Source organism: Caulobacter sp. FG121, assembly GCF_057809815.1.
This window is the reverse complement of the sequence record NZ_JBMDKR010000004.1, coordinates 233,737-256,545: the sequence shown is the minus strand read 5'-3', so window position 1 is coordinate 256,545 and position 22,809 is coordinate 233,737. Positions and strand designations below refer to the sequence as shown.

At 68.1% G+C, this 22,809-nt stretch carries 22 protein-coding genes; 6 read left to right on the top strand and 16 right to left on the bottom strand.

Translation table 11 applies throughout. From position 1 onward, the window contains the following. Positions 1-9: 9 nt before the first annotated feature. From clpS to ACODSL_RS12800, 3 genes are all read right to left on the bottom strand, one after another. Positions 10-339, bottom strand: a complete 330-nt coding sequence (gene clpS / locus ACODSL_RS12810) for an ATP-dependent Clp protease adapter ClpS (protein ID WP_488901082.1) — start codon at positions 337-339, stop codon at positions 10-12. 144 nt (positions 340-483) lie between these two features. Then, entirely contained in the window at positions 484-1,536 is a 1,053-nt protein-coding gene (locus ACODSL_RS12805; RefSeq protein WP_488901081.1) for a DUF2332 domain-containing protein, read from the bottom strand. A gap of 49 nt (positions 1,537-1,585) precedes the next feature. Then, positions 1,586-2,851 (bottom strand): DNA polymerase IV, encoded by a 1,266-nt coding sequence (locus ACODSL_RS12800; RefSeq protein ID WP_488901080.1) that lies wholly within the window; start codon positions 2,849-2,851, stop codon positions 1,586-1,588. Positions 2,852-2,951: 100 nt separating this feature from the next. On the opposite strand from ACODSL_RS12800, the gene ACODSL_RS12795 reads away from it, so the two are divergent. Beyond that, a complete protein-coding gene (locus tag ACODSL_RS12795; protein ID WP_488901079.1) occupies positions 2,952-4,121 on the top strand; it encodes an aromatic ring-hydroxylating oxygenase subunit alpha in 1,170 nt (389 codons plus the stop codon). A 111-nt stretch (positions 4,122-4,232) separates the two neighbouring features. Here the strand turns inward: ACODSL_RS12795 and ACODSL_RS12790 are convergent, their stop codons facing one another. Both ACODSL_RS12790 and ACODSL_RS12785 read right to left on the bottom strand, forming a co-directional pair. Next, positions 4,233-5,138, bottom strand: coding sequence for an ROK family protein (locus ACODSL_RS12790; RefSeq protein ID WP_488901078.1), 906 nt, complete (start codon positions 5,136-5,138; stop codon positions 4,233-4,235). Continuing rightward, a complete protein-coding gene (locus ACODSL_RS12785) occupies positions 5,135-5,773 on the bottom strand; it encodes a 5' nucleotidase, NT5C type (protein ID WP_488901077.1) in 639 nt (212 codons plus the stop codon). The genes ACODSL_RS12790 and ACODSL_RS12785 overlap by 4 nt, the downstream gene beginning before the upstream one ends. A gap of 121 nt (positions 5,774-5,894) precedes the next feature. On the opposite strand from ACODSL_RS12785, the gene ACODSL_RS12780 reads away from it, so the two are divergent. Together ACODSL_RS12780 and ACODSL_RS12775 are read left to right on the top strand one after the other, a co-directional pair. Beyond that, positions 5,895-6,260: a response regulator gene (locus tag ACODSL_RS12780; protein ID WP_488901076.1), complete on the top strand. Its 366-nt coding sequence runs from the start codon at positions 5,895-5,897 to the stop codon at positions 6,258-6,260. A 13-nt stretch (positions 6,261-6,273) separates the two neighbouring features. Beyond that, positions 6,274-7,638, top strand: a complete 1,365-nt coding sequence (locus ACODSL_RS12775; RefSeq protein WP_488901075.1) for a PleD family two-component system response regulator — start codon at positions 6,274-6,276, stop codon at positions 7,636-7,638. 59 nt (positions 7,639-7,697) lie between these two features. Here the strand turns inward: ACODSL_RS12775 and rpmG are convergent, their stop codons facing one another. The 4 genes from rpmG to ACODSL_RS12755 all read right to left on the bottom strand — a co-directional run bounded on the left by rpmG (position 7,698) and on the right by ACODSL_RS12755 (position 10,308). Then, the gene (rpmG, locus tag ACODSL_RS12770) at positions 7,698-7,865 is read right to left on the bottom strand and encodes a 50S ribosomal protein L33 (protein ID WP_488901074.1); all 168 of its coding nucleotides are present in this window, start codon (positions 7,863-7,865) and stop codon (positions 7,698-7,700) included. 75 nt (positions 7,866-7,940) lie between these two features. Further along, positions 7,941-8,525: an NUDIX hydrolase gene (locus tag ACODSL_RS12765; RefSeq protein ID WP_488901073.1), complete on the bottom strand. Its 585-nt coding sequence runs from the start codon at positions 8,523-8,525 to the stop codon at positions 7,941-7,943. Beyond that, the gene (locus ACODSL_RS12760; RefSeq protein ID WP_488901072.1) at positions 8,522-9,250 is read right to left on the bottom strand and encodes an NUDIX hydrolase; all 729 of its coding nucleotides are present in this window, start codon (positions 9,248-9,250) and stop codon (positions 8,522-8,524) included. The genes ACODSL_RS12765 and ACODSL_RS12760 overlap by 4 nt, the downstream gene beginning before the upstream one ends. Before the next feature lie 47 nt (positions 9,251-9,297). Then, on the bottom strand, positions 9,298-10,308 hold the full coding sequence (locus tag ACODSL_RS12755) for a DUF4424 domain-containing protein (RefSeq protein ID WP_488901071.1): 1,011 nt from the start codon (positions 10,306-10,308) through the stop codon (positions 9,298-9,300). Between the two features lie 207 nt (positions 10,309-10,515). Here ACODSL_RS12755 and ACODSL_RS12750 point away from each other — a divergent pair, with 207 nt between their 5' ends. Then, entirely contained in the window at positions 10,516-12,348 is a 1,833-nt protein-coding gene (locus ACODSL_RS12750) for a methyl-accepting chemotaxis protein (RefSeq protein ID WP_488901070.1), read from the top strand. Between the two features lie 3 nt (positions 12,349-12,351). Here ACODSL_RS12750 and ACODSL_RS12745 read toward each other — a convergent pair whose 3' ends face one another. Then, positions 12,352-12,747 carry a VOC family protein gene (locus tag ACODSL_RS12745; RefSeq protein WP_488901069.1) on the bottom strand — a complete coding sequence of 132 codons (396 nt, stop codon included), beginning with the start codon at positions 12,745-12,747 and terminating at the stop codon, positions 12,352-12,354. Further along, positions 12,747-13,484 carry an N-formylglutamate amidohydrolase gene (locus tag ACODSL_RS12740; protein ID WP_488901068.1) on the bottom strand — a complete coding sequence of 246 codons (738 nt, stop codon included), beginning with the start codon at positions 13,482-13,484 and terminating at the stop codon, positions 12,747-12,749. Before ACODSL_RS12740 ends, ACODSL_RS12745 begins: the two co-directional genes overlap by 1 nt. Positions 13,485-13,556: 72 nt before the next feature. Between ACODSL_RS12740 and ACODSL_RS12735 the strand changes: the two genes are divergently transcribed. After that, a complete protein-coding gene (locus ACODSL_RS12735; protein ID WP_488901067.1) occupies positions 13,557-14,495 on the top strand; it encodes a transglutaminase family protein in 939 nt (312 codons plus the stop codon). Between the two features lie 18 nt (positions 14,496-14,513). After that, complete coding sequence (locus ACODSL_RS12730) at positions 14,514-15,320, top strand: transglutaminase-like domain-containing protein (RefSeq protein WP_488901066.1); 807 nt, start codon at positions 14,514-14,516, stop codon at positions 15,318-15,320. A 3-nt stretch (positions 15,321-15,323) separates the two neighbouring features. On the opposite strand, the gene rnr is transcribed toward ACODSL_RS12730, so the two are convergent. The 5 genes from rnr to ACODSL_RS12705 form a co-directional block, all read right to left on the bottom strand. Beyond that, complete coding sequence (gene rnr / locus ACODSL_RS12725; RefSeq protein WP_488901065.1) at positions 15,324-17,624, bottom strand: ribonuclease R; 2,301 nt, start codon at positions 17,622-17,624, stop codon at positions 15,324-15,326. A 137-nt stretch (positions 17,625-17,761) separates the two neighbouring features. Further along, a complete protein-coding gene (gene topA / locus ACODSL_RS12720; protein ID WP_488901064.1) occupies positions 17,762-20,431 on the bottom strand; it encodes a type I DNA topoisomerase in 2,670 nt (889 codons plus the stop codon). A 166-nt stretch (positions 20,432-20,597) separates the two neighbouring features. Beyond that, positions 20,598-21,677, bottom strand: a complete 1,080-nt coding sequence (dprA, locus tag ACODSL_RS12715; protein WP_488901063.1) for a DNA-processing protein DprA — start codon at positions 21,675-21,677, stop codon at positions 20,598-20,600. Beyond that, positions 21,674-22,324, bottom strand: a complete 651-nt coding sequence (gene plsY, locus ACODSL_RS12710) for a glycerol-3-phosphate 1-O-acyltransferase PlsY (RefSeq protein ID WP_488901062.1) — start codon at positions 22,322-22,324, stop codon at positions 21,674-21,676. The genes dprA and plsY overlap by 4 nt, the downstream gene beginning before the upstream one ends. A gap of 48 nt (positions 22,325-22,372) precedes the next feature. After that, the gene (locus tag ACODSL_RS12705) at positions 22,373-22,807 is read right to left on the bottom strand and encodes a DUF5360 family protein (protein WP_488901061.1); all 435 of its coding nucleotides are present in this window, start codon (positions 22,805-22,807) and stop codon (positions 22,373-22,375) included. Positions 22,808-22,809 lie beyond the last annotated feature (2 nt).

The window sequence follows — 22,809 nt, the reverse complement described above, 5'->3', positions numbered from 1 at the left end:
TGTGGCTCCTCAATCCTTTTCCATTGTGCACTGCAGCGGATGCTGATGTCGGCGGGCGGAATCGATAACCTGGGCCACCTTGGTCTCGGCCACTTCGTAGGTATAGACGCCACAGACGCCGACGCCGTTCTGGTGCACGTGAAGCATGATGCGGGTCGCATCTTCGCGCGATTTGTTGAAAAAGCGCTCAATCACATAAACGACGAACTCCATCGGAGTGTAATCGTCGTTGAGAATAAGCACGCGATAGAGCGACGGCTTCGCGGTCTTCGGCTTCGTCTGTGTGACGACCGCCGATCCCGTGCCGTTCGATCCAGCGCCTGACTTCTTCTCCGCCATTCGTCGTCCATCCAGGGCAGCCCAGGGAACGGGCCGCCTCATGCTCAATTAGATATGGAAACATCGGCGCTTTGGAAGGGCTGACGAGGCCGGGCGTGTCGGATTGGCGCGGTCGTGATCCGCTTTCCCCTTATGGGCGAGGGCTCAGAGCCAGTTTACCCATGCTCCGTGAGGGTGCGCGGTCGCGAGAAGCCGCTCGTCGGCGCCCGGCCAGGTGGTGAGTCGCAGTTCCATGGGGACCCCGTTCGAGTCGGGGGCGGGCTCCATCCTCAGCCAGGCGACCGGTGAGTCGGGGGTCGCGGAAGCGCCGGCGGCCTCGATCGCGGCTTGGACCGCGGCCTGCGTCGCGTCGGGCATGTATTGCCACATCACCGAATGGAACAACACCGAGGCCATGCCGGACGCGGGCCGGAAGCGCCGCGCGACCCAGTCGGCGGCGTCGGATCGATCAAGCGTCGCCGGAACGGCGCGGGCGACGGCGATGGCCCCGCGCAGCCTGGCCAGCCGTTCGGTCTGATCGGCCCAGACATAGGCCAGTAGTCGCAGGGCGGTGGCGTCGCCGGTGATGTCGACGGGCGCCTGGTCGCATCCGAAGCGGGCGAAAACGGTCACGGGGTGCAAGGCCACCGGCGCGCCCCGCCAGTCGTTGTCCAGCTGCACCGGCGACGCCGGGTCGCCCCAGCGCGCGCCATCGAAATCATAGCCGTATTGATCCCAGCGCAGATTGAGCCCCGCGCTGCCGCCTATTTCGAACAGGGTCAGCGGCAGGCCGAACCGCGCAGCGATCTGCATGAACCCAGGTGCGAGGCAGAAGGAGCGTCCGACCTCGTTGGTCTGCGGCGGCGAGGCCATGAAGTCGGTGATCGCGGGGCGCAGCCCGGCGAGGACGTCGCGGGTGGCGGCGACCAGCGCCGGCCAGTCCGTTTCTGGCTCCGCCTCGGGGTACCGGGCGGCGAGGGTAGGCGCCGCGCCGGTCCGGACCAGATGGTGCAGGGCTCCGACCAGCCGCAACGGGGTCGCGTCCCGCATGTGGGCATCCAGATCGGCGTCCGCCCAGACGGCGAACAGGTCGTCCAGCGGCCCCAGGTCTCCCGCCGCGGCGTGGTCCAGAAGGCCGCCGGTGAAGGGCGAGCCGAGGCGATGGCAGCCCTGGGCCTGAAAGCGCAAGGCGATGGCGAGGGAAGGAGAAACGGTCATCCCGCGATCCTACGCGCGCGGCGTCACGGCGATAGATTGACGGGAAAGATCAATCCCGCGCCTTGTGACCCAGGGCACGACCCGTGACGACCGCGCCCTTGCCGAACTTCGCGCGCAGGGCGTCGACGGCGGTCTCGCTCTTGAGGCTGCGGGTCTCGGCCTCGGCGAAGAAGTCGCCCTCAGCCGTGCCGGCAGGGATGAAGTCCGACAGGCCGGCGCCGATCAGGCGATAGGACCGTCCGCCCGGCTCGGCCGCCAGCAGCTCACGCGCGACGGCGAACAGGGTCCAGGCGGTCTGGGTCGGCACGGGCAGGGTCCGGCGCCGTGTGATGATCCTGAAATCGGGGGTGCGCAGCTTCAGGCTCGCAACCCGGCCAGCGATCCCTTCGGCGCGTAATTGCCGGGCGACCTTTTCGCACAGCGGCCAGAGCCGATCTTCGAGGTCGGATGTCTCGCTGAGGTCAGTGTTGAACGTCGTTTCGGCGCTGATCGTCTTGCGGCTCTGGTCGGGGTTCACCACCCGCGCGTCCTGACCGTGTGCGAGGCGGTGCAGATGCAGCCCGTGCTGACCGAAGCGGTCAGCCAGCTCCTTCAGGTCGGCAGCGGCGATGTCGCCGATGGTCCTGAAGCCGGCCTTCTCGAGGGAGGCCGCCATGACCGGTCCGACGCCGGGCAGGATGCGCACCGGCCTCGGCGCCAGGAAACTCTGCGACTCGGCCCCGCCGATGACCGAAAAGCCGCGTGGCTTGTCGATCTCGGAGGCGATCTTGGCCATGAACTTGTTGGCCGCCAGGCCAATCGAGACGGTCAGGCCGATCTCGGCCTCGATCTCCGCCTGCAGCCGGGCCAGCATCATCGCCGGTGGCGCGCCGTGCAGCCGTTCCGTCCCCGACAGGTCGATCCAGGCTTCGTCCAGCGACAGCGGCTGCACCAGCGGCGTGAGGGCGCGGACCTTGCCGAAGATCCTCTTGCTCTCGGCGCGATACTTGGCGAACTCCGGCGGCAGGATGACGGCCTGCGGGCACAGGGCCCGCGCCTTGAACATCGGCATGGCCGAGCGCACGCCGCTCATCCGGGCGATGTAGCAGCAGGTGGTCACCACGCCCCGCACGCCGCCGCCGACGATCAACGGCACATCGCGCAGCTCCGGTCGGTCACGCTTCTCCACGGAGGCGTAGAAGGCGTCACAGTCGAGATGCGCCATCGACAGGGTCGACAGCTCCGCGTGCGCCAGAATCCGCGGCGAGCCGCAGGCCGGGCATCGGCGCATCGCGTCGGTTCCGGTCCAGAAGCAGTCGCGGCAGAGGGCTGTCATGCAGTCAGCATACACCGCGCTCCCCGCCTTGGGGCGCCAGGATGTCTTGACCTCGAGCGGGCGGGGGAGTGACTAGGCTGCACTTGCATCGAGGGCAGACATGAGCGCGATCCGGCCAGCGGCGAACCATCCCGAGGCGGCGGACGACCATCGCGGCTTGCCGGGCTGGATCTACAGCGACCCCGACTTCTTCGAGGCCGAGAAGCGCGCGGTATTCCGCCAGAGTTGGCAGATCGTCTGCCATCTGTCCGACATCCCCGAGGCCGGCGACTTCCACACCCTGGAGTTCCTCGGCGAGAGCATCGTGGTGGTGCGCGGCGACGACCAGAAGGTGCGCGCGTTCCACAACGTCTGCCGCCACCGCGCCTCGCGCGTTGTCGACGGACCGGCCGGCAACTGCGGAATACGGATGACCTGCCCGTACCACGCCTGGAGCTACGACCTGCGTGGGCGGCTGGCCGGCGTGCCCCACATGAAGGCCTTCGAAGGCTTCGACCAGGCGGCGCACAATCTGGTCCCGGTCGACATCGAGGTCTGCCTCGGCTTCATCTTCATTCGGCTCGAGGGCGGCCTGCCCTCGGTGCGCGAGATGCTCGGTGGCTACTACGCCGAGATGGAGCCCTACCGGATGGAGGAGCTCCAGCCGCTCGGCCGCGTCACGCTGCGCGAGCGGGACGTCAACTGGAAGAACGTCTCGGACAACTATTCGGACAGCCTGCACATCACCGTCGCCCATCCGGGTCTGACGCGTCTGTTCGGCGCCGGTTATGGCCTTGAGGCGTCGGACTGGTGCGACAAGATGTGGGGCGCCCTGCGCGACACGCCGTCGGACAACTGGTCGGAGCGGCGCTACCAGGCGTTTCTGCCGGTCGTCGAGCATCTGCCGCCCGAGCGCCGCCGGCTGTGGACCTATTTCAAGCTCTGGCCCAACTGCGCCTTCGACATCTACCCGGACCAGATCGACTTCATGCAGTTCCTGCCGCTGTCGCCGACGAAGACCGTGCTGCGCGAGATCGCCTACGTCCTGCCCGACGACCGCCGCGAGATGCGCGCGACCCGCTACCTGAACTGGCGCGTGAACCGGCAGGTCAACATCGAGGACAAGGCGCTGATCGAGCGCGTTCAGGCGGGCATGAGCTCGTCCAGCTACGGCATGGGTCCGCTCAGCGTGAACGAGGTGGCGCTGAAGAGCTTCACCCGGAGGATGCGCGACCTGATCCCGCAGAGTCGCCAGGCGGTCGCCCCGGCGCCGGGGTGGGGGCGGCTCTAGATCCTCCCCATCGGGGGAGGTGGATCGCCGAAGGCGTGCCGGAGGGGGTCCGCTCAGGTTTCGGGTGACCCCCTCAGTCCGCTTCGCGGACAGCTCCCCCGAAGGGGAACATCATTCTTCGACCGGCCACAGCCACGCCGCCCCGCGCACGCCCGAGGAATCCCCGTGCATCGCCCGGCGGATCGGTGTCTCGAAGCTGTCCGAGAAGATGTAGCGCGCCACGACGGCCGGCAGGCGATCGTAGAGCTCGTCGACGTTGGACATGCCGCCGCCCAGCACGATGACGTCCGGATCGAGCAGGGTGCACATCGATCCCAGAGCCCGGCCCAGTCGGCTGATATAGCGGTCCAGCGCGGCCACGGCGGCGGCTTCGCCTCGACGAGCGGCGGCCACGATCGTCGCGCCATCCTGCTTCAGACCCGTCGCCTGGGCGTAGTCCTCGACGAAGGCCGAACCGGAGGTCCAGGTTTCGAGGCAGTCGACCCGCCCGCACCAGCAGCGGTGGGTCTGGAATTCCTCCGGCGTCGGCCAGGGCAGGGGGGTGTGACCCCATTCGCCGCCCACGCCGTTCCGGCCGTCAATCGTGCGGCCATCGACAACCACCCCGCCGCCGCAGCCGGTGCCGATGATCGCCCCGAACACCACCCGCGCACCGGCCGCCGCCCCGTCCGTCGCTTCCGAAAGCGCGAAGCAGTTGGCGTCGTTCTCCATCCGCACGGCCCGTCCGAGCACCCGTGTCAGGTCCTCGCGCATCGGTCGGTCGTTCATCCAGACCGAGTTGGCGTTGCGCATCAGGCCGGTCCTGGTCGAGATCGAGCCGGGCATGCCGATGCCGACCCGGCTCACGGTCTGGCCGGCCTGCCGCTCTGCCGCCTCGACCACGTCCTTCACTACCTGCAGGAAGCTGTCGTAGTCGCCCGGATTGGCTTGCCGCACCCGCGCGACATAGGCGCCGCCGGCGTCCAGCGCCGCCGCCTCGACCTTGGTGCCGCCGATATCGACGCCGATACGGATCACCGGATCACCGCACCCAGCGCGGGCCCGAGCGTCGCCCAGTCCTCATGCAGGTCGTGGCGATCCGGCACGGTCGGCGCGAACGGGCGCAGGCGCTGGTCGGCGATGATCTGGAACGTGGCGACCGCGGGCGCTGACTCCGCGGACGACTCGAGGTTGGGCAGCAGGTCGTCGATGAAGGCCGCCGGACCGCTGGTGCGCGCGGCCATGCCGGCGATGGTCGGGCCCTTGAGCCCGGAATGGAGAATCATCGGATAGTCGAATCCGTGCTTCGACAGCCAGCCGGTGCGTGATTCGAGCGCATGGGCGGGGGCGTTGGTCAGAATCACCACGCCGGCCCGCTGCGACAACGTGGCCAGGGCCTCGGCCGCGCCCTCCACCGGGTCGAGGTCGTCGGCGCCATGATGGAAGAAATCGTCGAACAGTTTCTTGCCGGTGTCGAAGTCGATGTGATCGACCTCGCCGGGCCTGTAAAGGTTTTGGAACAAGGCGAAACGGTCAATCCGCATCTCGTAGCCATGTCGGCCCACGTACCGCTCGAACCCGGCCATGAAGTGCGCCAGCACCTCGTCGACGTCGACGATCAGCAGGGGCGCCGTGGGCCGGATATCCAGATCTTCGAGGGCGACGGGCTGCAAGGCGATCTCGCTGGGTTAGCTCGGGTTTAAGGATATTCCCCGATTACTGGGTGGAACACGACAGCGGCGAGTCCCTTGCTCGCCCGCGATGTCGAAACCGGTTGGGGTTGCAGGTCGCTGTATGGCCAAGAAGGTCCTCATCGTCGAGGATAACGAGCTCAATATGAAGCTCTTCCACGACCTGCTCGACTCCCAGGGGTACGAGACGTTGCAGACCCGCGAGGGTCTCTCCGCTCTCGCGCTTGCGCGGGAACACCGGCCTGACCTGATCCTGATGGACATCCAGCTGCCGGAGATCTCCGGTTTGGAGGTCACCAAGTGGCTGAAGGAAGACGACGATCTGAACCACATTCCGGTCGTGGCCGTTACTGCCTTCGCCATGAAGGGCGACGAGGAGCGGATCCGCGAGGGCGGCTGCGAGGCTTATATTTCCAAGCCGATCTCGGTCGTGCACTTCCTCGACACGATCAAACGGCTGCTGGGCTAGGGGAGGCGAGACGATGAGCGCGCGAATCCTGGTGGTCGACGACATCGAGGCCAACGTTAAGCTGCTCGAGGCCAAGCTGGCCGCCGAGTACTACGACGTCCTCACAGCCAATGACGGCCCGACCGCCCTGGCGATGGCGGCGGCGGAAAGTCCCGACATCATTCTGCTCGACGTCATGATGCCCGGCATGGACGGCTTCGCCGTCTGCCGCCGGCTGAAGGACGATCCCGCGACGCGCCATATTCCCGTGGTGCTGGTGACCGCGCTCGATGGCCGGTCCGACCGCATCGAGGGCCTGGAAGCGGGCGCCGACGAATTCCTGACCAAGCCGATCGACGACGTCATGCTGTTCGCCCGCGTGCGCAGCCTGACCCGCCTCAAGCAGGTGATGGACGAACTGCGCGCCCGCGAGGCCTCGGGTCGCCGCATCGGCGTGATCGCCGGCGCCGCGGCGCGGCTGGGCGGCACGGGCGGACGGGTCCTGATCGTCGACGACAACGAGCGCCAGGCGCAGCGGCTGATGGCCGAACTGGCCATCGAGCACCGCCCGGTGTTCGAGACCGATCCGGAAAAGGCCCATCTGACGGCCCGCGGGCCCGTGGATCTGATCATCGTCAACGCCACGGCCCGCGCTTTCGACGGCCTGCGCTTTGCTGCGACCATCCGGTCGGACGAGGCGACGCGGCACCTGCCGATCCTGGCCATCGTCGACCCGGACGAACGCCACCGGCTGGTCAAGGCGCTGGAGATCGGCGTCAACGACCTGCTGACCAAGCCGCTTGATCCCCAGGAGATGTCGGCGCGCGCCCGGACCCAGATCCGTCGCAAGCGCTACACCGACTTCCTGCGCGACAATCTCGATCACTCGCTGGAACTGGCGGTCACCGACCAGCTGACCGGCCTGCACAACCGTCGCTACATGGAAGGGCAGCTCGGCGCCCTGGTGAAGCGGGCGACCCATGGCGGCGATCCGGTGTCGGCGCTGATGATCGACATCGATCACTTCAAGAAGATCAACGACAACTTCGGCCACGACATCGGCGACGAGGTGCTGCGCGAGTTCGCCGTGCGCCTCGCCTCGAACGTCCGCGCCATCGATCTGCCCTGCCGTTACGGCGGGGAGGAGTTCACGGTGATCATGCCGGGCGCCCAGCTGGCTGACGCGCAAAGGGTCGCTGAACGGATCCGGCTGCATGTCGCGGGCTCGCCCTTCCGGGTGGCCGGCGGCAAAGAACTGCTGACGGTGACCATTTCCATCGGCGTCGCCACGACGATCGGCGAGACGGACACGCCCGATATCCTGCTCAAGCGTGCCGACGAAGCGGTCTACGAGGCCAAGGCCGGCGGTCGCAACCGGGTCGTCGCCCGCGCCGCCTGAATGCAGAAAACCCGGCGCTAGGCCGGGTTTCCTTCAACACATACAAGGTGTTGGCAGATCTACTTGATCTTGCCTTCCTTGAATTCGACGTGCTTGCGCACGACCGGATCGTACTTCTTCAGCACGAGCTTTTCGGTCATGGTGCGGGCGTTCTTCTTGGCGACGTAGAAGAAGCCGGTGTCCGCCGAGGAGTTCAGGCGGATCTTGATGGAAGCCGGTTTGGCCATCGTGGGAATCCTTGGGTAGCCGCGAGGGCCGAAACTGAGAGGCGCGGAACATACTCATCGTTCGCGCGAAGTCAATCAGGGCAGGGCGCGCACCCGCGTCGTTCCGGCCCGATAGGTCATCATGAACGGATCGCCCTGTCGCTGAAGGGTCCGCAGGACCTCCTCGGTGATGTCGAACAGCGGAAGTCGCAGGGCGTCGTCCAGGGGGCGCCAGGCCAGATCGGCCAGTTCACTGCTGTCAGCCGCCTCGCCCGAGGCGATCTCGGCGTCGGCGGCGAAGAACCGGGCGTGAAAACGGACGGGGCTCATGGTCGGAGTGATGGCCCGGGCCGCCAGGGTCAGGGGTGCATGGTCATTGGCCAGCGTCAGGCCGGTCTCTTCCTCTGTTTCGCGGATGGCGGCGCTGGCGAGGGCGGCTGCCAGCCGGGCGTCGGCGCCGGTCCGGCGGACGCAGTCCTCGGCCAGCGGCGCCAGCACCGGCCGGGCGAAGTCCGCGGCGTCGAGACGGCCACCCGGAAAGACGAAGACGTCAGGCGCGAACCGCGACTTCGCAGGGCGGCGGCCCATCAGCACCTGCGGTCCGGCGACGGTTTTGCGCAGAAGGATCAGGCTGGCCGCATGGCGAGGCCTGACGGGCTTCGAAGGCGGAGGCGGATTCACAGGTGTTCCAGCCGCCGCGCGCCATTGAGGAAGCGCATGAACGGAACCGGCCGCGCCCCATGTTGCAGCCGCTCCGCGATCTCGGAAACGACGAAGCGGGTGATGTTGGGCAGGTCGAGCGCCAGCGCCTCGTCCAGGTCGACCCATTCGATTTCATCGAGCTCGCCGCAGTCGGGGCGCCGGTCGAGGCTCAACAGGGCTTCGGCTTCAGCCATGAAGAAGCGCGCGTCGAAACGGCGCGGTCGATAGGGCGGGGTGATCGCGCGGGCGACGAAGTCCAGCGCCGCCAGATCAGCCAGGGCGCCGGCTTCGAGGAACTCGCGCCAGCCGCCGATCCCCGGCCGGGGCGGAGCTTCTTTCGCCAGCAGCAGGCCGGCCTCCTCGAAGGTCTCGCGGATCGCCGCCATGGCCAGGGCGCGGGGCAGCTGCGGACTGGCGTGCCGGGCCGTCAGGGCCAGCCGCGCGGCCACGTCGTGGCTCAGCTCATTGGCCGCGGGCGCCGTGAAGTCGCCCCGGTCGACCCGCCCGCCCGGAAACACCCACTTGTCCGGCATGAAGGCGTGACCGCGATTGCGCCGGCCCATCAACAGCCGGGGCTTCTTCGCGTCGCGGCGCACGATGATCAGGGTCGCGGCATGGCGTGGCTTGACCAGCTTGTGGCCGCCCTCGCGCATGGCCCCGTCCGTGCGGGGGTCGTAGTTGGGGTCGAGAACGGGTCCGGTCATGGCGACAGGATAGGCCCCTCAACGGGAAGCGAAAGCGTGACCCAGCGTCACTCGGGGGCGGGCAGGGGCTTCAGGATCAGGATCGAAAGGTCCCGGTCCGGTCGCCAGTTGGTCTTGCGCACCTCGAACCGCGTCGGGCTGATCTTCTTCACGCCGCTGGCGCAGAAGCTGACCAGGTTCGCCGGCGCGCCCTTGTCGATGACCATGTGGAAATCGCCGATCGGCTTGGCCCAGTTGCCGGCCGTCCGCAGGATGTAGGCGATCCAGGTCTCGGTGAACGGCGCATACTCGCCCGCGCCCCTGGCCCGTGAGACTGCGGCCAGGAACGGCGCGTCGATGCAGTAGCGCGCCCGCTGCGCCGCGCCCTCGGCATCGGCCATGTAGCCGGGCGAGCCGACCATCGTACCGACTGTTCCGCCGACCGCAGGCCGGTAGTGATGCTCGACAACGACCTGGGCGCCGGGCGCGAAGGTCTGCTCCCAGTGAAACGTGGTCTTGAGAATCCAGGCCGGGTTCAGGTGCTTTTCCCAGCCCTTGCCGGCGTCATATTCGTCCGGGATGGCCAGGCCGAGGGCCACGGCTTCGTCCTGGGCAGCCTTGGGCAGCGCGTCGAGCCGGGCGATCGCGCCTTCCAGATGGAGGGCCAGCGGCACGCCGTGGGCCTTCAGCCAGGCGGTCTGGTCGACGCCTTTGGCGAAGGCGCGCTGCTCGACAGCCATCGCCACGGGCTTTCCGTCGACCGTGGTCTTGAAGTCGAGGATGTTGGCCGGGTCGTCGCGATTGGGGATGGCCGTGTCGTGGAACCAGAATTCCTCGCCGCCGATATCGGGCATCGGGAAGGCCACCCGGGTGGTCACCGGCGCAGCCGAGATGTTGACGAAGACATAGCGGACGTTGACCGCCTGTTCGGAGATGAACAGGTCCTCCGAGCGCATCTCGATGGCGGTGGTCTTGGTCAGCACCAGCCCGCCGGCGGCCAGCTCTGCCGTCGAATCGTTCGCCAGGGCCGGCACGGCCAGCAGGGTCGCCAGGGCGGCGGCGAGCACGGTCTTTTTCATCGATTCAGTCTCCCGATACCGGACGCTAGCATGGACCGCGCGGGCCGCCGCTGCCGTTCGCTGCCAGGGCGATTTCAAGTCACCGCAAAGAGGGGCGGCCCGTATCGAGCCGGGTCCTTGATCGGAATGTCCCGGCTTTGGGGATAGGGGAGGCCGCGACCTTAAGCCTGTTCTGCGCATGAGGGGCCAAACCGAAACGGACCCGCCATGTTCAAGCTCAAGATTTCCACCGCCCTCAACGCCTTTGGCGTTCTGCTCGTCGCCGGTGTGCTCATCGTCAGCGCGGTCGCGCTGGCCACCAGCCTGCATATCCGCATCGGCGGACAGCGCTTCAACGATATCATCCAGAGCAAGGACCTCGTGGCCGACGTCCTGCCGCCTCCGGTCTTCATCGTCGAGGCCTACCTTGAAACGACGCTGATCCGCGACGGACGCGTCACGCCGGTCGAGGGGCGACAAAGGCTGAGCCAGCTCCGCAAGGACTATCAAACCCGGCACGACTTCTGGCAGGCGTCTTCGTTGCCGGATGACATCAAGCGGAACCTGACCGAGGTCTCGGACCGCCATGTGCAGGCGTTTTTCGACATCGTCGACGGTCAGATGCTTCCCGCGATCGACAGAGGGGACCGCGCCGCCGCGGACGCGGCCTATGATCGCGCCGAAGCGGCCTACAAGGCCCATCGCGGCGTGATCAGCACCATCGTCGCCCAGGCGGACGCCTACGGTAAGGGCGTTGTCGCGACATCCGACAAGGACGCCAGGACCGCCGCGGCCGTCGCCGCCACGCTGGTGGCGGCTCTGCTCGCGGTGGTCATCGGCGGGATCGTCGCCCTGTCCCGGGGCGTGGTCGCTCCCCTGTCCGGCATCACCGACCGCATGAAGCGGCTCGCCGAGGGGGACAACCAGATCGACATTCCCAGCCTCTCTCGCCAGGACGAGGTCGGCGAGATGGCGAAGGCCGTGATGGCCTTCAAACAGAGCGCCCAGGAACGGATCCGGATCGAACGCCAGGCCGCGGACCAGCAGGCGGCCAACCTCGCGGATCGCGAACGCAATGATCGTCTGCGCGCCGAGGAAGCCGAGGCGCAGTCCATCGTCGTCACGGCGCTTGCGTCAGGCCTCCAGAAGCTGTCGGAAGGCGACCTCGCCTTCCGGATCACCACGCCGTTCGCGCCGGCCTATGAAAAGCTGCGGGCCGACTTCAACGGCGCCCAGGGCCAGCTCCAGGCGACCATGTCCACCATCGTGGGCAACGCGGGTTCGCTTCAGACCAGCGCGGCCGAGATCAGCCAGGCCGCCGACGATCTGTCGCGCCGGACCGAGCAGCAGGCGGCCAGCCTCGAGGAGACCGCCGCGGCGCTGGACGAGATCACGATCACCGTACGCGCCACCGCCGGCAATGCCGGTCAGGCCCGGCAGGCGGTCGAGGCGGCCCGCACCGAAGCCGAGGCGGGCGGTCTGATCGTCACCGACGCCGTCGCGGCCATGGGCCAGATTGAAAAGTCGTCCGGCGAGATCGGGCAGATCATCGGCGTGATCGACGAGATCGCCTTCCAGACCAATCTTCTGGCGCTCAACGCCGGGGTTGAAGCGGCGCGTGCGGGCGACGCGGGGCGCGGCTTCGCCGTCGTGGCCTCGGAAGTCCGCGCGCTGGCGCAGCGATCCGCCGAGGCCGCCAAGGAGATCAAGGCCCTGATTTCGGCGTCGGCCAACCAGGTCAACAGCGGTGTCGATCTGGTCGGACAGACCGGCAAGGCGCTGAGGCGGATCGTCGGTCAGATCGGCGACATCACGGAAGCCGTGACGAAGATCGCGACCTCGGCGCAGGAGGAGGCGACGGGCATTCAACAGGTCAACATCGCGGTCAACCAGATGGACCAGGTCACGCAACAGAACGCCGCGATGGTCGAGCAGACGACGGCCGCCAGCCATTCTCTGGCCCGTGAGGCCGCGGACCTCAGGGAACTGGTCGGCAAGTTCAGGATCGGCGACGCGGCCGGCTCCACCGACCGGGCGGCTTACAGATCGCGCGCGGCCTGACGATCAGGCGTTGGACCGCTCGCGGGCGGTCTGGGCGCCCAGATAGTTCAGCTCGATGGCGATGCCGTTGGGATCCTGCAGAAACAGCTGCCTGATCGGCGCGTCGGGCACGCCGATCTCCCGGAAAGGTACGCCGAGACCTGTCAGCCGCGCTTTGGCGGCCTCGAGATCGGCGATGGAGAAGGCGACGTGATTGAGCGTCGCCTGGTCCGATCCAACGCCGGCCGTCGGTCGGCTCATCAGGTGCACAACCGGCTTGTCGCCGCTGTAGAGCCAGTGGCCGTCGAACGGAAAATCCGGCCGCCATCGCTCGGTCAGGCCGATAACGTCACGCCAGAAGTCGCGCGTCTCGGTCAGCCTGTCCGTGGCGATATTGATGTGGTCCAGATCGAGGATCATCAGGCAGGCTCCCGAGAGGGCAGTGCGGCCAGGGCGCGCGGCAACAGGTCGGCAAACAGGGCGGCGGCCCGGTCCTGACCGTCCGCCCGCTCGATCAGGTCCTGGCGGATTTCCAGTTCAAGGTAGTCGAGGCCGTGGCCGTCGGCGTGCCGCGGAATGGTGTTGTCGCGGCCGTCCATCGCATAGGGCTGGTTGTCGCCCGCCTGGTCGCCGAACGCCGACCTCAGTTGGGCCAGGACGGCGTCGGAGAACGGCGAGTCGTTGCGATGCAGGACCCCGTACAGCCATGGCCTCGCGAACCCGCCCATGCTCGGCGTGAAGCTGTGCAGCGACACCAGTACGGTCGGCTGGCCGCGCGCCGTGCGGATGGCGATGAGGTCAGCGATGGCGCCCTGGTAGGGCGCGTGGATCTCCGCAAGGCGCGTCGCCCGGTCATCGTCGGTCAGGCCGGCATTGGCCGGAACGGTCGTGCCGTCACTGACCGCCGGCGCCAGGTCCGGCGCATCCGGCTTGCGATTGCAGTCGATCACGAGCCGGGAATAGGTCTGGCGCACGAAACAGGCGTCGAGCGCCGCCGCCAGCCGCTCGCCCGTGCCCGCTATGCCGATGTCCCAGGCGATGTGCCTGTCCATCTCGACGGCGGCAACGCCGAGATCCCCGAGCGCGCGGGGGATCGCCCGCCCGGCGTGATCGCCCAGAAGCAGAAAGGGCGAGCGGCCGCCTGTATTTATGACCACAAAGGGCGGCAAATCGTCCGGACCGAGCAATCGGTTCGACCGGGCCGGTGAATCGGCGCAACGCTGGTCCAAATGCCGATCCTCACGATCCGTCATCTTACCCGCTACCGTTACCGCAATCCGGTGGCTCTGGGCGAGCATCGCATGATGTTCCGGCCTCGCGAGAGTCATGACCAGCGACTACTGTCGCACGAACTGACCATTTCCCCCACGCCGGCCCGCCACCACACCGTGCAGGACGTGTTCGGCAACTGCGTCGGTGTGGCTGGATTCACGGGCCGGACCACCGAGCTGGTGTTTGAAAGTCGCGTCCGGCTGGAGCACACCCCGCTGCCGGCCTTCGCCGACCCGGATGGCGAGATCGAGGTTTATACGGGGGCCATGCCGTTCGCCTACAGCCCGGACGACCTGCCGGACCTTCTCTCATCGCTGGACCGTCAGCATGCCGATCCGGAAGGCCTCGTGGACGCCTGGGCGCGCCGGTTCGTGCGACCGGTCGGCAAGACCCGGCTACAGACGCTGCTCAGCGAGATGACCCAAGCCATCTACGCCGACTTCCGCTACAACACCCGTCTCGTCGGCGGCGCGCAGACTCCGGTCGAGACGCTGACGCTCGGGACCGGCAGCTGCCGCGACTTCGCGGTGCTGATGATGGACGCGGTGCGCAGTCTTGGCCTCGCGGCGCGGTTCGTCTCGGGCTATATCTACAGCCCTCACTACAATCCCGACGCGCCAGGGCGTGTCGGTGGCGGTCACACCCACGCCTGGGTGCGGGTCTATCTGCCGGCCTGTGGCTGGGTCGAGTTCGATCCGACCAACGGCATCGTCGGCAACGCCGACCTGGTGCGGGTGGCCATCGCTCGCGATCCACGTCAGGCGGTGCCGCTGCACGGCGCCTGGTCGGGCCTGTCGTCGGACTACCTGGGCATGGACGTCGAGGTCGACGTGCGGTCCGATTTCGATATCGCCGGGCAACTTTCGCCGTCGTGGTCCGTTGGCATGGCCAGTTAGTCAAAGAGCAGACCATCCATGCGCATCAAGGCAGGCTTTGAGGTCACCTACGACTGCCCCGAGCCGGTCCCGATGCTGCTCACCCTCAGCGTCCACGCCTCGCGGCGGGATGACCTGGAAACCCCCGACTGGCTGCGGACCGACCCTGTCGTCGACGTGCGCCAGTATCTCGATGGCTTCGGCAACATCGTCAGCCGGATTCTGGCCCCGGCCGGCCGGATCACCCTGGCCGGCGACTACATCATCCGCGACACGGGCCGGTTCGACGACTACGCCCCCGACGCCGTCCAGATCGCCGCCCACAACCTGCCGGACGAGACGCTCGTCTACCTGCTGGGCAGCCGCTACTGCGAGACCGATCGGCTGAGCGATCTCGCCTGGTCGCTGTTTGGCCACACGCCGCTCGGCTGGGCGCGGGTCCAGGCGATCTGCGACTACGTGCACAATCACATCCGCTTCGATTATCAGCAGGCCCGACCCACCAAGGGCGCCTTCGATGCCTACGAAGAAGGGCAGGGCGTCTGCCGCGACTACGCCCACCTTGCGATCGCCTTCTGCCGCTGCATGAACATCCCGGCCCGCTACTGCACCGGCTACATGCCTGATATCGGCGTGCCGGAGGTCGGGGTGATGGACTTCGCCGCCTGGATGGAAGTCTGGCTCGGCGACCGCTGGTACACCTTCGACGCCCGCAACAACATTCCGCGCATCGGCCGCATCCTGATCGCCCGCGGCCGCGACGCCACCGACGTCGCCATCGCCAACACCTTCGGCCGGGCGGATCTTGTCGGCTTCACGGTGCGGGCGAAGGAGATCGCGGAGTAGGCCCTACCGCCGCTTCCCCTTGCGCACACCTTTCGGCGTGCCGCCGCGCTTGGGGCCGCCTCTGCCGGGGTCCATCTTGCGACGGACGCCCAGCCGCACGCGGGGGGCATTCGGGTCGGCCGGCATCGGCTCCGACAGCATCTCGAACAGCAGCCCGCCGGTGACCGGCGTGGCCTCGCGCAGGCGCACCTCGACCGGCATGCCCAGCGGCCAGCGGGCGCCGGTGCGTTCGCCGACGAGGGAGTGGGTGCGGTCGTCGTGGACGAAGAACTCGCTGCCCAGCGACGAGACCGGGACGAGGCCGTCGGCCCCGGTGTCGGTCAGGCGGATGAACAGGCCGAACCGCGTCACGCCGGTGATCCGTCCGTGGAAATCCGCCCCGACTTGATCCGCAAGGAAGGCGGCGACGTAGCGGTCGTTGGCGTCGCGCTCGGCGGCCATGGCCCTGCGTTCGGCGAAGGTGATCCGCTCGGCGGTGTCCTTCATCTGCTTGACGTCATGGTCGGTCAGGCCGTCGGTTCCCAGCCCGAGCGCCCGGATCAGGCCGCGGTGCACCACCAGGTCGGCGTAGCGGCGGATCGGGCTGGTGAAGTGGGCGTAGCGCTGCAGGTTCAGCCCGAAGTGGCCGATGTTGTCCGGGTTGTACTGGGCCTGCATCTGGGTGCGCAGGACCACCTCGTTGACGATGTCGGCGTGCGGTCCCTCGTGGGTCTCCGCCAGCAGCCTGTTGAACCGGTCGGTGCGCGGCGCCTCGCCCTTGGCCCAGGGGATCTCCAGCGTCTGCAGGAAGTCCGTCAGCGCCATCATCTTCTCGGGGCTGGGCGTGTCGTGGATCCGGTAGATCAGCGGCGTCTTTTTCTGCTCCAAGGTCTCGGCGGCGCTGACGTTGGCCTGGATCATCATCTCCTCGATCAGCCGGTGCGCCTCCAGTGAGGCGCGCTTGGTGATCGAGGCGACGTCGCCCTCGGGCGAGATGATGATGCGGCGTTCGTCACTCTCGATGCCCAGCGGTGAGCGGGCGTTGCGGCCCTTCAGCATGACGCCGTAGGCGGTCCACAGGGGTCGCAGAATGCCTTCGAGGATCGGGCCGGTCTTGTCGTCCGGGTTGCCGTCGATGGCCATCTGGGCCTGCTCGTAGCTGAGCTTGGCCGCCGACCGCATCAGCCCGCGCACGAAGCGGTGGCTGATCTTGCGGCCGTCCTTGTTGAACACCATCCGCACGGCCAGGGTCGCCCGGTTCTCGCCCTCGCGCAGACTGCAGAGGCCGTTGCTCAGCACCTCCGGCAGCATCGGCTCGACCCGGTCGGGGAAGTAGACGCTGTTGGACTTGTCGCGGGCGACGATGTCGAGCGCCGTGCCCGGGCGCACGTAGGCGGCGACATCGGCGATGGCCACCCAGACGATCCAGCCGCCGGGGTTGCCGGGCGCGGGGTCGGGATGGGCGAAGACGGCGTCGTCATGGTCGCGCGCGTCGGCCGGGTCGATGGTGATGAACGGCAGGTCGCGGAGATCCTCGCGGCCTTTGAGCGTCGGCGGCTCGGCGGCTTCGGCTTCCGCTTCAGCCTCCGGCGAGAAGCCGGTCGGGATGCCGTGGCTGTGGATGGCTATGAGCGACGCCGCGCGGGGCTCGTCCTCGCGGCCGACCACCTCCAGCAGCTTTCCGTGTTTGGGGCCGTAGCGCTGGGTCTGGGCCCCGACCGTGGCCAGCACGAGGTCGCCGTCCTTCAGCTTCTCGCCGTCGGCGTACGACAGGATCAGGCTGTCCTTCGACTTGCGGTCGACCGGCTCGACGCGGACCTCGCGGTTCGATTTGCGGATCACGCCCAGGATGCGGTGCGCGCTCTGGCCGAGCTTCTTGATCAGCCGGGCCTCGAACTCACCTGTCTCGAGCCGGTCGAAGTGGACCAGCACCCTGTCGCCCATGCCGGGCGCGCCGGCGACGGCCTCGCCCTTGGCCGGGGCCAGCCGGGCCAGCGGCGCGTCCTCGCCAGCCTTGACCAGACGGACATAGAGCTCGCCGTCGGCGTCCCGCTCGACCACGTCGGCCACGCCGACAGGGGGCAGGGCGCCGGCCTCGGCGAAGCCCTTGCGGCCGCGCTTGCCCAGCGCGCCTTCATCCTCGAGCTTGCGCAGCATGTCGCGCAGCGCGCGGCGACCCTCGCCCTTCAGCCCGAACGCCCGGGCGATGTCGCCCTTGTCCTGCTCACCGGCGGTCCGCAGGTAGGCGATCAGCGTCTCGCGATCCGGCAGGCCGGGCGGCGGACGGGTGGTCTTGGGCGGTTTGGGCGGGGGAGGCTTGGCCATGAAGCGGAGATATCACAACAGCTCGTCATCGTCGGACTTGTTCCGACGACCCATGAACACCTGAGTCTCTCGCGAGGGCGACAGCTCGGCCACATCGAGTGCATGGGTCCTCGGGACAAGCCCGAGGATGACGGATCTTACTCGGCTGCTGCCTTGGCCTTCGCCGCCGGTTTTTTCTTCGCCGGGGCCTTCTTCTTCGCCTTCACCACCTTGGCCGTCAGCGCGTCGGGCTTCTTCGGCGCAGCAGCCTTCTTCGGCGCGGCCTTCTTGACCGGCTTCTTGCCGCCGCCCTTGGCGACGCGTTCGGCGAGCAGGGCCACGGCCTCTTCAAGCGTGATCTCTGTCGGCTCCTTGCCGCGCGGGACGTTGGCGTTGGTCGCGCCGTGCTTGATGTAGGGACCGAACCGGCCGGACAGGATCTTGATCGCCTGTCCGTCCTCGGGGTGGGCGCCCAGCTCTTTCAGCGCCGCCGCCGTGGCCCGGCCGCCCTTGCCGCCGGCCCGCTTCTCGGCGAGCACGGTGACGGCGCGGTTCAGGCCCACGTCGAACACCTCGTCGGCGCTCTCCAGGTTGGCGTAGGTGCCGTCGTGCAGCACGAACGGGCCGTAGCGGCCGATGCCGGCGACGATCACCTTGCCGTCCTCGGGGTGCGTTCCGACCTCGCGCGGCAGGTCGAGCAGGCGCAGGGCCTTGTCGATGTCGATCGAGGCCGGCGGCCAGCCCTTGGGCAGGCTGGAGCGCTTGGGCTTGTCGCCCTCGGGCGGTGTCTCTTCGACATAGTGTCCGAAACGGCCGTTCTTCAGCCAGACGGTCTGGCCGCTCTTGGGGTTGATGCCCAGTTCGCGGTCGCCCTCGGCGGCTTCGCCTTCACCGTCAGGCTGGGCGATCGGCCGGGTGAACCGGCATTCGGGATAGTTCGAGCAGCCGATGAAGGCGCCGAACTTGCCGGTCTTCAGGCTCAGCTGGCCCACGCCGCAGGTCGGGCACAGGCGGGGATCGGAGCCGTCGGCCTTGGCCGGGAAGATGTGAGGGCCGAGCGCTTCGTTCAGCGCGTCCAGCACGTTGGTGACGCGCAGCTCGGCGATCTCGCCGACGGCCGCGTGGAAGTCCTTCCAGAAGTCCCGCAGGAATTCCTTCCAGTCCAGCTTGCCGTCGGAAACCAGGTCGAGCTTCTCTTCTAGGGCAGCGGTGAAGTCGTATTCGACGTAGCGCAGGAAGAACTGCTCGAGGAAGGCCGTGACCAGCCGTCCCTTGTCCTCGGGAATGAAGCGGTTCTTGTCCATCCGCACATAGGCGCGGTCGCGCAGCACGGTCAGCACCGAGGCGTAGGTTGAGGGCCGGCCGATGCCGAGTTCTTCCATCCGCTTGACCAGACTGGCTTCGGAGAAGCGCGGGGGCGGTTCGGTGAAGTGCTGATCGGCGCGGGCGGCGATCACTCGGGCGTCTGCGCCTTCGTTGATCACCGGCAGCTTGCCGGCGAAGTCGGCGTCCTCGCCGGCGGCGGCCTTGTCCTGCTCCGGATCGTCGCGGCCTTCCTCGTAGACCGCAAGGTAGCCGGGGAACTGGATCACCTGGCCGGTGGCGCGCAGGCCGGTCTTGCCGTCGCTGCCTTCCAGCTCGACGGCGGTGCGCTCGATGCGGGCGGCCTCCATCTGCGAGGCGATCATCCGCTTCCAGATCAGCTCGTAGAGCCGGCCCATGTCGCTTTCGAGCTTCAGCTTGCCGGGATTGCGCTCCAGCGAGGTCGGCCGGATGGCTTCGTGGGCTTCCTGGGTGTTCTTGGCCTTGGTCTTGTAGAGGCGCGCGGACTCGGGGACGTAGTCCTTGCCGTACAGGCCGCCGATGACCCGGCGGGCCTCGTCCAGCGCCTCGGGCGCCGACTGCACGCCGTCGGTCCGCATGTAGGTGATCAGGCCGACGGTCTCGCCGCCGATGTCGACGCCTTCATACAGCTTCTGCGCCGCCTGCATGGTCCGCTGGGCCGAGAATCCAAGCTTGCGCGAGGCTTCCTGCTGCAAGGTCGATGTGGTGAACGGCGGCGGCGGCGTGCGCCGGGCCGGCTTCTTCTCGACCGAGGCGACCTTGAAGCTGCAGGCCTGCACGGCGGCGCGGGCCGCGCCGGCCGAGGCCTCGGTGTTCAGGTCGAACTTGGTGAGCTTCTTTCCGTCGTGCTCGACCAGACGGGCGAGGAAGGGCTCGGCGCCGGCCGAGACGTCGGCCTCGACGGTCCAGTATTCCTGGGTCCGGAAGCGTTCGATCTCCAGCTCGCGGTCGACGATCAGCCGCAGGGCGACGGACTGCACCCGGCCGGCCGAGCGCGAGCCCGGCAGCTTGCGCCACAGAACCGGCGAAAGGGTGAAGCCGACCAGATAGTCGAGCGCGCGACGGGCCAGGTAGGCCTCGACCAGCTCCATGTCGATCTGACGCGGGTTGGCGATAGCGTCGAGGACGGCGGTTTTGGTGATGGCATTGAACGTCGCGCGCTGGACGCTGACGCCCTTCAGGGCCTTCTTCTTCTGCAGCACCTCGAGCAGGTGCCAGCTGATCGCTTCTCCTTCGCGGTCGGGGTCGGTCGCGAGATAGAGAGTATCGGCGCCTTTCAGGGCGTCGGCGATGTCGTTCAGGCGCTTGGCGGACTTGGCGTCCACCTCCCAGCTCATTGAGAAATCGTCGTCCGGCTTGACCGAGCCGTCCTTGGACGGGAGGTCGCGGACATGCCCGTAGGACGCCAGAACCTTGTAGTCCGAGCCCAGGTATTTGTTGATGGTCTTGGCCTTGGCCGGGCTCTCGACGACGACGACGTGCATGCGGTCTCGATGACAGTGGAGGGAAAGTTCGCCCTTCGAGCGAGCGCGGAAAGTGGGGGCCGGGCAGGGGCAATGTCAACGCGGAGCGTGGAAGTCAAAGGATTCCGTCGTGCGAATGACCGTTGCGTCACCGCCGACACTGCCAATTGACCCGGATGACAGGCGTTCAGGCGGCTGCGACGGTTCCGCCGGGTCCGAAGACGGCCAGTCCGGCCAGCGACAGTTCGACCACGGCGGCGAATACCGCCGGGGCGGGGCCGCCGGCCGCGCGGACCAGGTCGTCCAGCGTCACCGGAGTCGGCGACAACAGCGCCGCCACGCGGTCGCGCAGGGCGTCAGACGCCGCTTCGGCGGATCCAGTCCAGGGCGGCCGCTCGCGCTCACGCATCCCGCCCAGCCCCTCCAGCACCCGCAGCACGTCCTCCGCGCCCTCGCAGACTGTGGCGCCCTGTCTCAGAAGGTCGTTGGTTCCGCGCGCCCGGGGATCCAGTGGCGAGCCCGGCACGGCCAGCACCTCGCGGCCCTGTTCGGCGGCCAGGCGGGCGGTGATCAGGGATCCGGACTTCAGCTCCGCCTCGACGACGACGACGGCCAGCGACAGGCCGCTGATCAGCCGGTTGCGACGCGGGAAGTCGCGGGCCTGGGCGCGGTGGTCGGGCGGACATTCCGAGATGATCGCGCCCTCTACCGAGAGCCGCTCGTGCAGGCCTGCGTGCTCGGGCGGATAGATGTCGCAGACGCCGCCACCGAGGACGGCGACCGTGCCGGTCGGCAGCGCGCCTTCGTGCGCCGCGCCGTCGATGCCGCGCGCCATGCCGGAGACGACGACGCGTCCGGTCTGGCCGAGCTCGGTGGCGAGTGTGCGGGCGAACCGCTGTCCGGCGGCGGAGGCCACGCGCGCGCCGACGACGGCCACGCAGGCAGCCGTGAGCAATTCTGGTCGCCCCAGCACCCAGATCAACGGCGGCGGTGGATCGAGCGCGGCCAGCAGGGGCGGGAAGGCGTCCTCCGCGCCGAGGATCAGCCGCGCGCCGATCCTGTTCCCGGCCTCGAGTTCGCGCTCGGCCTCAGCCCGGGTGGGGATGTCGACAGGACGCCGCGCCAGGCCGGGCAAGGCCTCGATCGCCGCCTCGGCCGATCCGCAGCGATGCAGCAGGTGTTCGAAGGCCACCGGTCCGACGTTCGGGGTTCTGGCCAGACGCAGCCAGGAAATCCGTTCAACGTCGGAAGGCGGCCCTGCCGTCACGCGTCCGGGGTCGGAGCGGTCGCCTCCGCCTTCTTTGCGCCGATCTTCGGCTCCTCGCCCTCGAGCAGACGGCGGATGTTTTCGTGGTGGCGAATGAAGATCAGCACCGCCATGAAGGCCGCCAGCACGACCATGGGCCGGGGGGCGTCCACCGCGAAAGCGAACAGCGGCGCCAGCGCGGCCGCGGTGAGTGCTGCCAGCGATGAGACGCGGAACAGCGCGGCCATGGCGATCCAGGTCAGGGCCGCCAGGGCGCCGACCGGGAAGGCCGCCGACAGCAGCACGCCATAGAAGGTCGCCACGCCCTTGCCGCCGTTGAACTTCAGCCAGACAGGGAACAGGTGACCGACAAAGGCGCTGCCGCCGGCCAGAGCCACCGCCGCCGCGTTGCCGTGGGTCAGCAGATGCGCCAGCAGGACCGCCAGCGCGCCCTTGCCGGCGTCGCCGATCAGGGTGATGGCGGCCAGGTCCTTGCGACCCGAGCGCAGGACGTTCGTCGCGCCGATATTTCCGGAGCCGATCTTGCGGATGTCACCCGCGCCGCCCAGCCGGGTGGCGATCAGGCCAAAGGGGATGGATCCGAGGAGGTAGCCCCCCACCGTGATCAGGCCGAGTGTCAGCCAGACAGCGCTCGCCAGAGTTTCCATGGTCGCCCTCAATACCCGGTATGGTTGTGGTTGTCGCGTGGTTTTACGCTAGCCCGCGTCGCGGCGGGTGTCATGATCTGACGCCAGGTCGCGGACGAGACCCGGCAGGAAGGCCAGCGGCCAGAGCAGCAGCACCAGGTTCGGCAGGAACCACGCCGGGTCGAATTCCCCGAGCAGCGCCCAGTAGGCGATCGCCATGCCCCCCGCGACCATGGTCAGGATCAGCGAGATCAGCGCCAGCGGCCGCCACAGGCCCTTGCCCCGACGGCTCGCAGAGACGGCTGTCAGTCCGAGGATCGAGAAGGCGATGTCGAGCGGGAAGAACGACCAGTTCCAGGCCACCACGCGTGGGTCGTGGGCGTTGGCGTAGAGCAGGTCGGCCGGAATGTGGATCAGTCCCGCCTTGTCGAGGCCTGACAGGGTCCAGTAGGCGATGAACAGCCAGTCCGTGATCATCAGGGCGAGCGCCAGTGACCGGGACATGG